Origin of the sequence: Candidatus Poriferisodalis sp., assembly GCF_965198245.1 — a bacterium.
Lineage (GTDB): Bacteria > Actinomycetota > Acidimicrobiia > Acidimicrobiales > Poriferisodalaceae > Poriferisodalis.
Map to the genome: position 1 here is coordinate 3,486,641 of NZ_OZ240249.1, position 15,830 is coordinate 3,502,470.

Consider the following 15,830-nt stretch of genomic DNA (forward strand, 5'->3'; position numbering starts at 1 on the left):
GGGCCAAACTCGAAAGACTCGAGAGAGAGGGACCGGCATGGAGCTAGTAAGAGTGCACGAGGGGCGCGCAGTGCCGCTCGACCGCTCCGACGTGGACACCGACCAGATCATCCCGAGCGACTGGTTGAAGCGGGTCGAACGCACCGGCTTCGGCAAGGGATTGTTCAGCGAGTGGCGCGACGAGCGCGATTTCGTGCTGAACGACGAGCGGTTTGCCGGCGCCACGGTTCTGGTGGCTGGTTCCAACTTCGGCACTGGCTCGTCTCGCGAGCACGCCGTCTGGGCGCTCATGGACTACGGCTTTGTCGCGGTGGTCTCGCCCCGCTTCGGCGACATCTTCCGCAACAACTCCACCAAGAACGGCCTCGTGCCAGTTCAGGTTTCCGAGGAGGCCGCAGCACGCCTGCGCGCTGCGGTGGCCGAGGATCCGGACCTGGTCGTGACCGTCGACGTGGAGCGGCGTTTGCTCAGCGCCCCTGCTGCGGGCATCGAGGAATCGTTCCCGATGGACGACGCCACCCGGGAGCGCTTCTTGGAGGGCCTCGACGACATCGGCATCACGATGCGCAGCGCGGCCGACATCGACAGCTACGAGACGACGCGTCCCGACTGGATGCCCACGACCTAACCCCGATTGCGAATCGGCTCAGCCTGCGCGATTCGGCAGCCTCAACCCGAACCGGCGAAGAAGCGGAGCATCCAGGTTGCGGCGAGTTCTTGGTTGCACGGCGAGGCGAGGCTGGTCTTGGCCTCGGCGACGACGTCCGCGCCCAACAACTCCGTGCGGCTTTCATACAGCGGCCCGACGAATTCGGGTTGGAATTCTGGGTGACCTTGCAGTCCGATGAGGTGGTCCCCCACCGCCAGCATCGCGATCGGGCAGCGGTCAGCGCCTGCCAACACTAGGCCACCGGGGGGCAGTGACACCACCTGGTCTTGATGGCTGTGAATGAGGCGGACCTCGTCGGATGGCGGAACCATCCACTCGCGGTGCTCATGAATCTTCCAGACGTTTGCGCCAACCGTCCAGCCATGCGGCGCCCGTTGCACCGTGCCGCCGAGCGCGTGGGCGATCATCTGGTGGCCGAAACAGACACCGAACATCTTGCGGCGCTCGGCGTGCAGCTGCCGCACGAAGTCCGCGAACTGGGTGATCCAGGGCACGTCGTCGTAGACGGAGGCTCGCGTGCCCGTGGTCATCCAGCCGTCGTAAGCATCGAGGTCGTCGGGCCACTCGCCATCGAGAAGGCTGAAGGTGTCCATCTCGACGCTCGGGTCCACCCTCGCAATGACGTCGGCGAACATGTCCGCATAGGTGCCGCAGATCGACCTCAGTTCGGGTACGGGATCGTCACAGCGCAACAGGCCCAAGCGCAGCGGTCGGTGCGCGTCTGGTGAGAAAGGCGGCATTGCCAGCTCAGCGGAACGACGAGACGAGCGCGTTGCCAGAGCCGGTCCCCAGTGGCTCCAGCAAGCCCTGCTCACGCAGAATCGGCATCACGCCCTCGCCGAACCAGTAGGCCTCTTCCAGGTGCGGGTAGCCCGACAGGATGAACTCGTCGAAGCCCAGTGCGTGGTACTCGGCAATGCGGTCGGCGACCTCGGCGTAGCTGCCGACCAGGGCGGTGCCAGCCCCTCCCCGAACCAGTCCGATGCCCGCCCAGACATTGGGATGGATCTCGAGTCGGCCGCCCTGTTCGGAATGCAGCTGGGCCATCCGGCGCTGGCCCTCGGACATGGTGGTGGCGAAGTCGGCTTGGGCCGAAGCGATCGCCTCGGGACTCATGTGGGCGAGCATGTCGTCGGCCACGGCCCACGCATCAGCCGCATCGGGTCGGGTGATGACGTGAAACCGGATGCCGAACCGCAGAGTGCGTCCCTGTTCGGCCGCCAGCGCCCGCATGCGACCCAGGCGTTCGGTCACCATGTCTGGCGGTTCGCCCCAGGCGAGATACACGTCGACGTGAGTCGCCGCGATGCGCTCAGCGGCGAGCGACGCTCCGCCGAAGTACACGGGCGGCACCGGATCGGGAACATCACGGGTCGTTGCCCCGGCGACCTTGTAGAAGTCGCCGTCGAAGTCGAACGGGTCCCCGCTCCATGCCTCGCGCACGATCTGCAGGAACTCACCCGTTCGGGCATAGCGAGTGTCCTTGTCGAGCCAATCGCCGAAGCGATTCAGCTCGCGTGGCTCTGCTCCGGTCACGATGTTGAGCAGCAATCGGCCGCCGGTGAGCCGCTGGTAGGTGGAAGCCATCTGTGCGGCGAGCGTCGGCGAGAGGAATCCGGGCCTGAACGCCACCAGGAACTTGATGCGGCGCGTCAGCGGCGCCAGGGCGATTGTGGAGAGCCAGGCGTCCTCGCACAGCGTCCCGCACGGCGTGAGCATCCCCTCGTAGCCGAGCTGATCGCAAGCAGTCGCGATCTGGGCGAGGTAATCCATTGACGGTGGCCGCCAGTGCGCGCCCGGCTCGTCGGGCAGAACGTCGCGCGAGTCACCTCCGGTTGGCAAGAACCAGTGGACCTTCATCGGCCGACCACCTCGCACGTGTCGCCACGCCCCTTGGGCTGCACAGACGGCAGCTTCCTCTACGCCGACGGGCTGCCCGCGCTACCGTACCGCGACGCTTCGGGCCAATCGCCCGGTTTAGTCCTGCATCTTGCAGGTGGGCGTGTCGGAGAGGGAGTAACTCATGAGGAAATGGCGGCTGATTGTCGCGGCGCTGGCCGTGTTTGCATTGGTCGGCGCAGCCTGCGGCAGCGACGATGACGACGACGCTGGCGCACCAGCGACCACCGCGGCGTCCGGCACGGCAGACGTGACCGACGATGGCGACGGCATGGCCGATGACGACATGGCCGACGATGGCGATGACATGTCTGACGACATGGACGACGACATGGCTGCGGCCCACGGACCGTGCAACGACGGTGCCAACGTCGGCGGGACGCTCATCATCGGCAGCACGCAGGTGCCACGGCACCTGAACGGCTCGGTGCAATCGGGCTACGCGACCGCTGTTCCCGGCACGCAACTCAATGCGAGCCCGCTGCTGTACGACGACGAGTACAACCCCATGCCGTACCTGGCCGAGAACTGGGAGATCTCCGATGACGGCTTGACGGTGACATTGCACCTGGTGGAGGGCGCTGTCTTCCACGACGGCATGCCGATCACCTCTGCCGACGTGGCGTTCTCGATCCTCACGGTGCAGGCGAACCACCCGTTCAAGCCGATGTACGAGCCGGTGACCAGCGTGGACACGCCGGACGAGCACACCGCGGTCATCAATCTCAGTCAGCCGCACCCGGCGATCCTGCTGGCGATGTCGCCCGGCTTGCTGCCGATCATCCCCAAGCACATCTTCGATGACGGCCAGGACATGAAGACCCATCCGCGCAACACCGAGAACTTCGTGGGTTCAGGTCCGTTCCGCCTGACCGAGTACGAGCCCGGCACGATCATCCGCATGGAACGGTTTGACGACTTCTTCATCGAGGGCACGCCGTGCCTGGACGAGATCGTTATGGAGATCACGCCCGATCCGACTGCCATCGTGCTTGGACTCGAGAACGGCACCACTCACCTGTCGTCCACGCTCGGCTCGCCAGCCAACACGCTGCGACTGATGGACAATCCCGATGTCGAGGTCAGCTCGGACGGTCACGAAGCCATCGGCCAGATCCAGTGGATGGAAATGAACGTGAACGACCCGGCGCTGTCTGACCAGCGAGTGCGCCAAGCGATCGCCTACGCGATCGACCGCGAGTTCCTCGCCGAGGTCATCGAGCAGGGACTCACGTTTCCCGCGCCAACGGGCATCGTGACGGCCAGCCCGTTCCACAACACCGACGTGAACCACTACGACAAGAACATCGACAGGGCCAAGGAGTTGCTGGCCGAGGCCGGTTACGGACCCGGTGAGCTGCAGTTGAGCATCGACTACATCCCGCCACCGCAGGTGATCCACGCCGAGTACGTGGTGCAGGCGCTGGAAGAAGCCGGCATCGAGGTCGAGTTGAGCGTCTCGCCGGACTTCCCGACATGGGCGCAGCGCATCGCCAGCGGCGACTTCCAGATGACCATCAACAATGTCTGGAACTGGGGAGACCCGGTCATCGGTGTGCATCGCACCTACCTGTGCGACAACCGGGTTGGCGTGATCTGGACGAACAATACGGGCTATTGCAATGCCGAAGTTGACCGTCTCCTCACGGCGGCTGGGCAGGAGCTCGACCCGGCCGAGCGAGCCAGGCTGTACGCCCAGTTCCAGGAGATCGTGGCCGACGAGGTGCCGATCTACTTCCTGACCACACCGACGTTCTGGCAGGCCTACAACCCGGCGGTGATGAACCCGCCGACCGACAACATCTGGGGGCAGATGTCACCGATGCACACGGTCTGGCTGGACCAGTAGCGACGTAGTCACGCTGCGGCGCCGCTGAGGGCCACAGAGCAGTGCTTGCCCCCGACGGGCAATGCTGAGATCCATCGCCGCCAAGATCGCCCAAGCACTTGGGCTGATCCTGGCGGTGATGTGTCTCAACTTCCTGCTGATCCACATCACGCCCGGCGATCCCGCCACCGTGATCGTGGGCGAGAGCGGCGCCGGCGACCCAGAGCTGCTCGAAGAGATCCGGGCCCAGTACGGACTCGATCGACCAGTCATTGTCCAGCTCCTGTCTTACATCGGCCGGGTTGCCACCGGCGATCTGGGCGACTCGTACTTCTTCAACCAGTCGGTGACCTCGCTGATCATCCAGCGTCTCTGGCCGACCGTGCTGCTCGTCGGGACCGCGCTCGCGTTCGCCGTGGCGGCAGGGACGATGGTGGGCGTCGCCACCGCCCGTCGCCCTGAGAGCCCAATCAGCCACGGTGCCACGGTGCTGGCATTGGTCGGCTTCTCGATGCCGGTGTTCTGGACGGGCATCATGCTGGTGATCCTGTTCGCATCTGCGTGGCAGCTCCTGCCGGTACAGGGCTGGCACGACGTGAGCTATGCCCCAGGGCTGCTCGGCAACATGGCGGATGTGGCCGAGCACCTCGTGCTGCCGGCGCTCACGCTCGGCCTCATCTACTTGGCGCAGTACAGCCGACTGTCGCGAGCTTCGATGCTGGAGGTGCTGGAGTCGGACTACGTGCGCACCGCTCGGGCCAAGGGGCTGAGCGAGTCGCGGGTGGTGTACAAGCACGCCTTGCGCAACGCCATCATCCCGGTGGTGACCGTGGTGGGGCTGCAATTCGGTGCGCTGCTGTCAGGAGCGCTGCTCGTCGAGACGGTGTTCAACTGGCCAGGACTCGGACGGTTGGCATTCGACTCGATCCTGCGGCGCGACACCTCGGTGCTGTTGGGGGTGCTGCTCGTGTCGTCGGTCATGGTGATGGTGGCCAACCTGCTGACCGACCTGCTGTACACGGTCATCGATCCACGCATCCGCCTGCGGGAGCGCACCAATGTCTGACGTCGCGGGGCGCGGGGACGTGGCATCGGCTGAGATGGGTGTGGCGCCCGGTCTCGTGGGGGGCGACGGCGGGACGGGACGTCCCGGGCGAGAAACCCTGCGGCTGTTCGTGCGGAACCGTGCCGCTGTGGCAGGCGTCGTGATGCTGATCGGGATCATCTTCATGACCCTCGCCGGCCCGCGGATCTACGACCACGACCCGAAGGACATCGTGGCACGGCCCCTGACGGCGCCTGCGGAGCTCGCGGAGGCTCGCTTGGGCACTGACTATCTGGGGCGTGACGTGTTGGCCGGCGTCATCAGCGGCGGAACCATGAGCCTCACTGTTGCTGCCATGGCTGCAGCCATGGTGCTCGTCATCGGCATCAGCATCGGAGCGCTGGCCGGCTACTACGGCGGTTGGCTCGACAGCGCCCTCATGCGCTTCACGGAGTTCTTCCAGGTGTTGCCTGCATTGCTGTTCGCGATGGTCCTCGTCGCCCTGTTCGAGCCATCGATGTGGACCATCGCGTTTGCCATCGGCGTCGTCGCATGGCCGGGCATCGCACGCATTACACGCGCAGAATTCTTGAGGCTCAAGAATCTGGAGTTCGTGCGAGCGTCACGCGCCTTGGGGGCGACCGACTGGCGGATCATCCGGCGAGTGGTGTTCCCGAACGCACTGCCGCCGCTGATTGTTTCTGCCACGCTCATCATGGGCACGGCGATCCTATTCGAGGCCGGGCTCGCGTTCTTGGGCCTCGGCGATCCCAACAACACCAGCTGGGGCTTGATGATCGGCCTGAACCGGGGCAATTTCCTGACTGCATGGTGGTCGGTCACCTTTCCCGGGCTGGCGATCTTCTTCACTGTGCTGAGTTTCAGCCTGATCGGCGATGGTCTGCAGGACGCCTACAACCCCAAGCTGCGAGGACGCTGAGCAGTGAGCGAGCACTCCGCAGCGAACGGGAACGCCGCCTCGCCGAGACTCCGGGTGCGGGGGCTCACGGTCGGCTTCGACGACTTCATCGCCGTCAACGACGTCTCATTCGACCTCTACGACGGCGGCACCCTCGCAGTCGTCGGCGAGTCAGGCTCAGGGAAGTCGGTCACGGCGCTGTCGATCATGCGGCTCATCGAGATCGGCACCCGAGCCGAGATCCGGAGCGGCGAGGTGCTGTTCCGGCACGACGACGGAACTGTCGAGGACCTGCTGCTGCTGTCTGAGCCCCAGATGCGCTCGATCCGGGGCGACCGCATCTCGATGATCTTCCAGGAACCCCTGACCAGCCTGAACCCCGTCTACACCGTGGGAAGCCAGATCAGCGAAGCGCTGCGCCTGCACCGCGGTCTGAGCCGGAGCCAGGCCCGCAGCCGCACGCTGGAGATGCTCCACCGCGTCCGGATTCCCGATGCGACACGCCGGATCGACCAGTACCCGCACGAGATGTCGGGCGGCATGCGCCAGCGGGTGATGATTGCCATGGCGCTCGCATGCGACCCGGCGATCCTCATCGCGGATGAGCCCACGACGGCCCTCGATGTCACGATCCAGGCACAGATCCTCGCCCTGATCGCCGAGATGCAACGCGAGACCGGAGCAGCCGTGCTGATCATCACTCACGACATGGGCGTCGTGGCCGAGATCGCCGACGAGGTCGTGGTGATGCAGCAATCTCGACTGGTGGAGCGCGGCGACGTCTCGCAAATCTTCGAGCGGCCGCACGAGCCTTACACCCGCTCGCTGCTCGCGGCGGTGCCCAAGCTCGGCTCGATGGCGGGACGCGACGCCCCACAACGCTTCAATCTCATCGACCCTGACTCGCTCGAATCTGCAGCGGCCCCGGGCATTCCCAGCGGCGGAGGCACCCAAGAATGACCGCGCAGGACAGCTCGACGCCGATCGTCGAAGTGGAGTCGCTGACCAAGCACTTTCCCGCAACTCGCGGTGCCCGCGTGCACGCAGTCGAGCAAGTCAGCCTGCACATCGACCGCGGCGAGACGCTGGCAGTTGTCGGTGAGAGCGGTTGTGGCAAGTCGACGCTCGCGTACCTGATCATCCGCCTGCTCAACCCCACCAGCGGCACGATCCGGCTCGACGGAACCGACATCACAAGTCTCGGGCCGAAGGCTCTGCGCCCGCATCGGCGCAAGGCCCAGATCGTCTTCCAGGATCCCTTTGCCAGTCTCGATCCCCGTCGCGCCATCGGCAAGGCGATCGCCGAGCCGCTGGAAATCCATCATGCAGTACCACGGCGCGAGATCAACGACATCGTCGCCGACCTCTTGCGCCGCGTCGGCATGTCGCCCGACGACATGGCCCAGTACCCGCATCAATTCTCCGGCGGGCAGCGTCAGCGGATCTGCATCGCCCGAGCGCTGGCACTCCGCCCCGAGCTGGTAATTGCCGACGAGGCGGTCTCGGCGCTGGATGTCTCCATACAGGCGCAGGTCATCAACCTGATGATGGACCTACAGTCCGAAATGGGGCTGTCGTACTTGTTCATCAGCCACGACCTCGCAGTCGTCGAGCGAATCGCCCATCGTGTCGGCGTGATGTATCTGGGCCAGATCGTCGAACTGGGCCCTCGCCGGGCCATCTTCGAGAACCCCGCACACCCGTACACCCAGCGGCTGCTCGACGCGGTGCCGATCGCCGATCCAGCGCGCCGCCGCACCGACCGTCCGGTGCTCACCGACGAGGTGCCGAGCCCCGTCTTCGAGGCTGGAACCGCACCCGAGCCGGTCGAACTTGTCGAGATCGAACCCGATCACTACGTGGCGCAAGCCACGGAGGTTGAACACGGCGTCGCGCAAGCCACGGAGGTTGAACACGGCGTCGCGCAGGAGGCCCACGACTGATGGAAGCATCCGGACCAGACGACACCACCCACCCAGAGCCGTTCGTGATCTACCCGGCACGCCGGGTCATCACCATCAATCCCGCCTACCCATTCGGCGACGCCGTGGCGGTCAGGGGCGACCGCATCCTTGGGGTCGGTAGCACCGACGAGCTGGCGTCGTGGGGCACTCATCGAGTCGACGATCGCTTTGCGGACCACGTGCTGATGCCCGGGTTCGTCGAGGCCCATTGCCATGTCATGTCCGGAGGCCTGTGGAGCTCCACCTACGTCGGCTACTTCGACCGGCGAGACCCGCAGGGGCGGCTGTGGCCGGGCTGCACATCGATCGACGACGTGCTCGAACGGCTGGGCAAGGCCGCCGCCGATCTGCCTGACGAGTCCGAGACGCTGCTGGCCTGGGGACTCGACCCGATCTACTTCCCAGGCGAGCGGCTGGTGGCTCGCCACCTCGACACCGTGACCGGCAACAGGCCGACGCTCATAATGCACGCCAGCGGACACCTCGCTACGATCAATTCAGCGCTCATGGAGCGTTGCGGCATCGACGAGACAGCGACCAGTCCAGGGGTGGCCCGGGGCGGCGACGGACTGCCCAACGGCGAGCTACATGAGCCTGCCGGCATGATGCTGGCCGGCGAGGCGTTCGTCGAGATGATGAACGCCAATCGCACCGAGCAAGCTCGCTGGCGCTACGCCAACGAGGCTCGCAATGCCGGGCACACGCTCTTGACCGACTTGGGCACGACACAGCTATTCGACCCAGAGCAGCTCGGCAACTGGAGGAAGGTCACCAGCGATCCCGAGTACCCCGCACGCGTGATGGTCGCGCTGTCCAATTTCTTCGGGGCACCTGCCAGCCCGGACGAGTTGGCTGAACTAGGAGCGCGCCTGAAGAACGAGCAATCGTCGAAACTGCGTTTCGGCATCGTCAAGCTGATCCTGGACGGCTCCATTCAGGGCTTCACTGCCCGGATCAGCTGGCCGCACTACTACAAGCCGCCGCCGGGACACATCGGCAACGGCCTGTGGCTGACGGCCCCCGACCAGATGGCTGATCTGCTGGAGCCGTACCACCGTGCAGGACTGACCGTGCACTGCCACTGCAACGGCGACGAAGCGTCCGAGGTGTTCATCGACGCGGTCGAGCAGGTGCTCGAGCGCTATCCCCGCTGGGATCACCGCCACACCGTCCAGCACTGCCAGCTCACGACGCCGGCGCAGTACCGCCGCATGGCGGCGCTCGGCATGTGCGCCAACATCTTCTCGAATCACATCTTCTACTGGGGCGACCAGCACCGAGACGTGACCGTGGGACCCGAGCGAGCCGCGCGGATGGATGCCTGCGGCACGGCCCTGGCAACCGGCGTCAGCTTCTCGATCCACTCCGATTCGCCCATTACGCCGCTGGGGCACCTGCACACGGCGTGGTGCGCGGTGAACCGGGTGACAGCATCGGGGCAGGTGCTGGGACCCGACGAGCGCATCGGCGTGCCGGACGCACTGCGAGCGATCACGATCGAGGCCGCCAGACAGCTCAAGCTGGACTCCGAGATCGGCAGCATCGAAGCCGGGAAGCTGGCCGACTTCGCGGTGCTCGAAGACGACCCGCTGAGTGTCGACCCGATGGCCTTGCGTGACATCGGGGTGTGGGGCACTGTGCTGGGTGGCGTGCCCCAAGCAGCAGAATCCAGCGAGACCTAGTCTCCCGGGCACACGGATCTGGTTGCTGCCGTGAGGTCAGCGTGATGAGCGAGCAGCGGATCCCGGTGACCGTCATCGGCGGCTACCTCGGCGCTGGCAAGACCACGCTGGTGAATCATGCGCTGCGGTGCTCGGACGAGCGCATCGCGGTGATCGTGAACGACTTCGGCGAAATCTCGATCGACGAGGATCTGATTACTGCGACTGAGGGCGACAAGTTGACGCTCGCCAACGGCTGCATCTGCTGCAGCCTCGCCGACGGGTTTGCTGCGGCGCTGCAGACCGTCCGATCCGCGGAGATGCCACCCGAGCGATTGCTCATCGAGGCGAGCGGTGTCGCCGACCCCGCCCAGATCGCCGCGTATGGACACACACCCGGGCTGCGATTGGACGCCGTGGTGGTGATGGCAGACGCTGAGCAGGTGCGGCGACAGGCCAATGACCGCTGGGTGGCCGACACCGTCCGCATGCAGCTGGCGTCTGCGGACCTCCTCGTCGTCAACAAGATCGACCTGCTGGAGGACACAGCCGACGCGGATGCGCTGTGCAACTGGCTCGCAGGGCTCACCACTGGGGCCGCCATCGTGCGTGCAAGTCACGCGGCTGTGCCCACCGATGTGCTGCTCGGCCCTTCGACGGATGCCAGTGCGGCCGAGTTTCGCAGCCGCTCTGTACGGGCGGGCGTCACGGCAGCCGGGCAGGCGGCCGAGGATCTCTTCGAGTCCCAGACAGTCGAGCTCGATGTGCCCTTGCCAATGCAGACAATCGAAGCTCTGCTGGCCAACCTGCCCGCCGGGGTCGCTCGGCTCAAGGGCTTGGTGTGGGTGGTGCGCGAGGCCGAAGCTGGCGGTGGTACAGGCGACGATCCTGCCGACTACCTGATCGAAGCCGTCGGCACCCGAACTTCGATGACCCAGCACATGGTCGAATCGGGAGACCCGCTTCGCCGTTGTGTGGTCAGCGTCATCGCCCGAAAGGGCACGCTGCCCTCAGATTGGCTGCGTACGCAACTGCGCTCCAGTCACTGTTTCCTCCCGCTATTGACACGAGCACGCAGTGTTGGACGGCCTCTCGGGTCAAGTGAGCCGCGCTCATAGAGTGAACTCGTGGGCCTCACGGCGATGCGCGAGGACTTAGGGGTTGTCCTCTGTTGCGTCGCGATCGCTGCCTCGGCCTGTGCACCAGTGTCGTCAGTCGACGAAGCTGCATCGCCGCCGAACTCTGGCGCACCCGAGGTTCTCACGGAGACCAGCGCCACGACGGCATCGGATGGCCAGCATCGAGGCGCTTCTGTCGCTGGTCAGGACCGCTCAGCTGCGGAGCGATGGAATGCCGCTTTCGCCCGGTTGTGGCGGCCAGAGCCAATCGACGCAGCGGTCATCCGCGAACTCGCTGCGGCCGCTTCAAGAGCCGAGGCCGAACTCGCCGACTCTGCGGCGCCGATCATTGCGGAATCGCCTTGCACCATAGACGAGTACTGCGAACGAGACCGTTCACCACCGGCGAAGTTTGTCGATATCGCCGCTGGTATCCGGCATACCTGCGGACTTCTGGCTGACGGTCGCGTGCAGTGCTGGGGCGGGACATGGACGGGCGCGTACACCGGCACCGCCTCCAGCCTGACATCAAGCGATTTTGTGCAAGTTGATGCCCATGGTGGCCATGCATGCGGCTTGCGCGCCGACCGCAGTTTCTTCTGCTGGAGCGGGGAGGGGTCATTTCCGCGAGGACGCCCTATCGAACGGTCACATCGTCGTCCATATGACAGAGGCAGCTACACAGACATCGCAGTCAGCGATTTACAGGTGTGCGCGCTTGATCTGGTCGGTCATGTCGAGTGCTGGTCGTTCTTTCATTGGGATGAGCCGATGATGGCCGGACCGCTGGCGCGGCTCGGCAATCTCTCGCTCGCAACCATCGATGCTGGTGCTGCACATGTCTGCGGGCTTCACCACGACGGGGCGATCTACTGCTGGGGCAGCAATGATGCCGGTCAGCTGAACGCCCCGGCCGGGACATCCTGGATGCACGTCTCTGCTGGCGAGGGACACTCCTGTGCACTCGACACTGACGGCAACGCCGCGTGCTGGGGCGATAATTCCTTCGGCCAAAGCGCACCGCCTGAGGACACCAGATTCAGCACACTCTCGGCTGGCGAACTGCACACGTGCGGACTGCGACTTGACGGAACAGCCGAGTGCTGGGGCAGCGACATCGACGGCCAAGCCACTCCCCCCGACGGCATGGTCCTCACCCAGCTGTCTTCCGGCGCTCATCACACCTGCGCCCTCGCGGCGACAGGCGAACCAAGCTGCTGGGGCCTCGACGCATACGGACAGGCGACGCCTCCGCCGGCGCTCGCGCGCTTTGCCCGACTGTTTACCGACTGGTCGGGTCGGGGACCAGGACTGGTCACCTGCGGACTGCACGACAATGGCCTCACCCAATGCTGGGGAGAAGGATGGAACCCGTCACTGCCGGTACAGGAAGGCGCTCGCTTCGCTGAGATCGCCACCGCCCGTGAGATTGCTTGCGGACTTCTGCTAGACGGTCGCGCATCATGCTGGCACTACTACCCGGATAGCGCGGATTCCGACACAAATGCCGTCGTCGCAGGAGTCCCCAGCGATCTCAGATTCACGGAGCTCGTGATCGTCGGGCACCGCGCCTGTGGCTTGACCGGCGAACGCTATGTCCGGTGCTGGGGTCCCCATCAAAACTCCGACGGACGCGACCTGCCAATACCGCCTACTGGCGAGCAGGTCGCCATCGCTGCGAACAATTCGCATGCATGCGCCCTCAGTCACGCTGGCTTCATCGAATGCTGGAGCGGCTCCACAGAACTGCCTAGGGACCTCGGGAGACTCTCGCTATCTCAGCGAGATACAACATCGATCGGCGAGCACTTCGATATCGGTGACGCAACCAAAGCGGTTTACCGCTCCCTGACTTTGGGCAATGCGGCTCGGCGCGGCCCAGAGGGCTGGGAACGTGTGCGCGTGCACGGCTGCGCGCTGCACCAGCACCAATCCGTCACCTGCTGGGGTGCCAACGAATTTGGGCAGGCATCGCCTCCGAGCGGGGTGCGGTTCAGCAGCGTTTCCGCAGGGAGCAGGCATACCTGCGGCATCACTGCTCAGGGGCATGCACGATGTTGGGGCGCCGACGATGTCGGACAATCGACACCGCCAGCCGGCGAAGTCTTCTCCGAGCTGCACGCCGAGCGTGACAGCACCTGCGGCCTGCGCACGACCGGCGATGTGGTCTGCTGGGGCGACTACGGACTGTCCACTCCGGCACAGCTCGTGCCGTTCGTCGTCAACCTTCCCGAGCAGCACTTCACCGACATCATGGCGCTCGATCGGCTCGGCTTCTTCGACGGCACCGAGTGCTCAACACAGCGACTCTGCGCCGATGCTCCGCTGACTCGGGCGACGATGGCAGTCTGGCTTGATCGGCTGCTGCTGCACGAGGCACCGAGCGCCGCTCCCGAGAGCGCCGCATCGATCGAATTCGACGATGTGCTCGCCGAACCCTGGTGGGCCATTCACGCACAGCGGCTGACCGCCCTCAAGGTGATGACACCGTGTGACACCGTGGCGCGGCTGCTCTGCCCGGACGATCACGTCTCGAGAGCGGAGCTCGAACGAGCCTTGGTACGTGCCGTCGAGATCCGCCTTACAGAGAACCCGCAGACGGCTGCCAACGTGGCGGTTGCGAGCGCACGAGTAGCGGTCGGCACCGATGTCGAAAGTACGTGCATCGAACGTGAACCGAGAGCGTGTCGACAGACCGCCGTGACGAGGGGGCAAGCGGCGACGGTGCTCAACCGATTCAGGGAGCACATCGAGAGGCTCGCACTACCGGGGTTCACCTCAATCTCGGCCAACCACAACGGCGGATGCGGTCGCCGCGCAGATGGGACCGTCGAGTGCTGGGGCCAGGATGGGAGCGGCGAAGCGTACGTCGCAACCGACGACCGCGTCCTCGACGTGTTCTACGACGGCTACTTCTGGTGCGGCCGAACCGTCAGTCGGGAACCGAGGTGCCACGGATGGGACGGCTACAAGTATTCGCATGCTCGCGAGGCACTCGACATTGCATCACGCACGGAGATCGCTTTTGGAAGCGTTTACGCCTGCGGTGTCGAGCGCGATGGCGCCGTGACGTGCGTCGGCGGAGTGCCCTCGGATGGCAGTGATGAGCCGTACGAAGTAGCGAGCCCATCGATACCTCTGACGTACGAATACCAGCAGCCCATTCTTGGTCTTCGCTTTGCCTCGACTCTGGTACCCCAGGCAGGCCGGTTCAGCCATGTGGCCGTCGGATTCCTCCATCGTTGTGCCCTGCAAACCGATGGCGCACCAATGTGCTGGGGCAAGAACGAGTTCGGAGAGGCAGTGCCGCCTGCCAACGAACGATTCTTGCAGTTGGCGCTGGGCGTCAGCCACTCGTGTGGGCTTCGCTTGGACGGCTCGGTTGAGTGCTGGGGTTACGACATTGATGGCAGATCATCACCACCGTCGACGCGGCTCGTGACACCCGCGGCCGTCACTGGACCAGCTGCAGGAGCTCTCGGCGTCGTGCGATCAAGTCCAATACGTATCAAGACGATTGCAGCGGCAAGCGCCGCGACGTGCGGGCTCACACTGGATGGCCTCGTCGCTTGCTGGGGGACATCCCGCTCGCAAGGTTCGTCAGTCGAACAAGAGGACTGGTGGAATGCCTATGAACCCACCGTGGGACCGCCAGCCGACATCGAAGGTCAAGTGTTCACCTCGATCACTGCTACGGACGGGTATTTCTGCGCAGAACGACTCGACGGGCGCTATCGCTGCTGGGGTTCACATCCGTTTCGGAGATCACTCGATGCTGAAGCCGCTTTCGTCGAGGTGAGCGTCAACGATGATTTCACCTGCGGACGCCGATCCGACAGAACAGTGCAGTGTTGGACGTACGCACGGCGCGGGCGAGCCCCGACGGGGAGCTTCGAGACCATCACCACGGCCAATACGTATGCGTGCGGTCGAACCGTTGACGGTTTGCAATCGTGCTGGACCCTGCACCCCGACCGACAGGTGCCAGTCGAAGTTGCCACTGGAGACTTCGCCCAGCTGAGCGACTCCGGTTACCACACGTGTGCCTTGGGGACAGACGGCGCAATCGCATGCTGGGGGCGCAACGACACCGGTGAAGCCACGCCGCCCCCGGAAGGTCTCTTCGCCCGAGTCTCGGCTGGGGCAATCCCGTCGTATGCAACGTCTGAGGTGGGCTACTACGCACACACCTGCGGTGTGAGGGTGAATGGAACGCTCGAGTGCTGGGGCGACAACAGTCTGGGTCAATCGGCTCCTCCACCAGGCGATGATTTTGTCACGGTTGCGGCGAGCGGGGTCCACGCGTGCGGACTCCGACGCAACGGAGACATCGAGTGCTGGGGTCAGAAACTGCGAATCGGCGGGCCTCTACGGGCGACAGAGCAATACTCCGATGTCGTCGTCGGTGCCGGAGGCGGGTTCGACTACGAGGATGGCGATGGCTCGATTTGGCATTCAAAACATGTGTGCGGATTGCGAATCGACGGGATCGTGGACTGCTGGGGTAACTGGTATTCGCCGAACAAGCCTTACAACCGCAACGAACCAGATTCCCGCAGCCGGTTCACGTCCATCAGCTCTGGTGACAGCCATGTCTGCGGCGTGCGCACCGACGGCGCGATCGAGTGCTGGGGACAGCCAGCATTCATTGCGTACTAGAAGCTCGACGGTTCGCGTCATCGGTGGACCCGTGCAACGTCGTGCCAAACTCATTGGCGCGCCCATG

Annotated in this window: 11 protein-coding genes; 9 read left to right on the plus strand and 2 right to left on the minus strand. The window is 64.9% G+C overall.

Annotation, left to right across the window (positions count from 1 at the left end):
- Positions 1-37: 37 nt before the first annotated feature.
- Complete coding sequence (gene leuD, locus ACOCMM_RS15575) at positions 38-628, plus strand: 3-isopropylmalate dehydratase small subunit (protein WP_419554046.1); 591 nt, start codon at positions 38-40, stop codon at positions 626-628.
- Positions 629-669: 41 nt separating this feature from the next.
- Here the strand turns inward: leuD and ACOCMM_RS15580 are convergent, their stop codons facing one another.
- Together ACOCMM_RS15580 and ACOCMM_RS15585 are read right to left on the minus strand one after the other, a co-directional pair.
- A complete protein-coding gene (locus ACOCMM_RS15580) occupies positions 670-1,410 on the minus strand; it encodes a glutamine amidotransferase-related protein (RefSeq protein WP_419554047.1) in 741 nt (246 codons plus the stop codon).
- A 7-nt stretch (positions 1,411-1,417) separates the two neighbouring features.
- Positions 1,418-2,530: an LLM class flavin-dependent oxidoreductase gene (locus tag ACOCMM_RS15585; RefSeq protein ID WP_419554048.1), complete on the minus strand. Its 1,113-nt coding sequence runs from the start codon at positions 2,528-2,530 to the stop codon at positions 1,418-1,420.
- 163 nt (positions 2,531-2,693) lie between these two features.
- Between ACOCMM_RS15585 and ACOCMM_RS15590 the strand changes: the two genes are divergently transcribed.
- From ACOCMM_RS15590 to ACOCMM_RS15625, 8 genes are all read left to right on the plus strand, one after another.
- Entirely contained in the window at positions 2,694-4,418 is a 1,725-nt protein-coding gene (locus ACOCMM_RS15590; protein ID WP_419554049.1) for an ABC transporter substrate-binding protein, read from the plus strand.
- Between the two features lie 61 nt (positions 4,419-4,479).
- Positions 4,480-5,463: an ABC transporter permease gene (locus ACOCMM_RS15595; protein ID WP_419554050.1), complete on the plus strand. Its 984-nt coding sequence runs from the start codon at positions 4,480-4,482 to the stop codon at positions 5,461-5,463.
- 34 nt (positions 5,464-5,497) lie between these two features.
- The gene (locus ACOCMM_RS15600; protein WP_419554900.1) at positions 5,498-6,382 is read left to right on the plus strand and encodes an ABC transporter permease; all 885 of its coding nucleotides are present in this window, start codon (positions 5,498-5,500) and stop codon (positions 6,380-6,382) included.
- Between the two features lie 3 nt (positions 6,383-6,385).
- Positions 6,386-7,321, plus strand: coding sequence for an ATP-binding cassette domain-containing protein (locus ACOCMM_RS15605; protein ID WP_419554051.1), 936 nt, complete (start codon positions 6,386-6,388; stop codon positions 7,319-7,321).
- Positions 7,318-8,304, plus strand: a complete 987-nt coding sequence (locus tag ACOCMM_RS15610) for an ABC transporter ATP-binding protein (RefSeq protein ID WP_419554052.1) — start codon at positions 7,318-7,320, stop codon at positions 8,302-8,304. The genes ACOCMM_RS15605 and ACOCMM_RS15610 overlap by 4 nt, the downstream gene beginning before the upstream one ends.
- Positions 8,304-10,007: an amidohydrolase gene (locus ACOCMM_RS15615; protein ID WP_419554053.1), complete on the plus strand. Its 1,704-nt coding sequence runs from the start codon at positions 8,304-8,306 to the stop codon at positions 10,005-10,007. Before ACOCMM_RS15610 ends, ACOCMM_RS15615 begins: the two co-directional genes overlap by 1 nt.
- A gap of 44 nt (positions 10,008-10,051) precedes the next feature.
- The gene (locus ACOCMM_RS15620) at positions 10,052-11,104 is read left to right on the plus strand and encodes a CobW family GTP-binding protein (protein ID WP_419554054.1); all 1,053 of its coding nucleotides are present in this window, start codon (positions 10,052-10,054) and stop codon (positions 11,102-11,104) included.
- Between the two features lie 9 nt (positions 11,105-11,113).
- Positions 11,114-15,763 (plus strand): hypothetical protein, encoded by a 4,650-nt coding sequence (locus ACOCMM_RS15625; RefSeq protein ID WP_419554055.1) that lies wholly within the window; start codon positions 11,114-11,116, stop codon positions 15,761-15,763.
- Positions 15,764-15,830: the final 67 nt, after the last annotated feature.

Bases quoted from the DNA above. Each gene is read 5' to 3' on its own strand.
- leuD (WP_419554046.1), top strand. From the start codon at position 38: ATGGAGCTAGTAAGAGTGCACGAGGGGCGCGCAGTGCCGCTCGACCGC.
- ACOCMM_RS15580 (WP_419554047.1), bottom strand. From the start codon at position 1,410: ATGCCGCCTTTCTCACCAGACGCGCACCGACCGCTGCGCTTGGGCCTG.
- ACOCMM_RS15585 (WP_419554048.1), bottom strand. From the start codon at position 2,530: ATGAAGGTCCACTGGTTCTTGCCAACCGGAGGTGACTCGCGCGACGTT.
- ACOCMM_RS15590 (WP_419554049.1), top strand. From the start codon at position 2,694: ATGAGGAAATGGCGGCTGATTGTCGCGGCGCTGGCCGTGTTTGCATTG.
- ACOCMM_RS15595 (WP_419554050.1), top strand. From the start codon at position 4,480: ATGCTGAGATCCATCGCCGCCAAGATCGCCCAAGCACTTGGGCTGATC.
- ACOCMM_RS15600 (WP_419554900.1), top strand. From the start codon at position 5,498: ATGGGTGTGGCGCCCGGTCTCGTGGGGGGCGACGGCGGGACGGGACGT.
- ACOCMM_RS15610 (WP_419554052.1), top strand. From the start codon at position 7,318: ATGACCGCGCAGGACAGCTCGACGCCGATCGTCGAAGTGGAGTCGCTG.
- ACOCMM_RS15615 (WP_419554053.1), top strand. From the start codon at position 8,304: ATGGAAGCATCCGGACCAGACGACACCACCCACCCAGAGCCGTTCGTG.
- ACOCMM_RS15620 (WP_419554054.1), top strand. From the start codon at position 10,052: ATGAGCGAGCAGCGGATCCCGGTGACCGTCATCGGCGGCTACCTCGGC.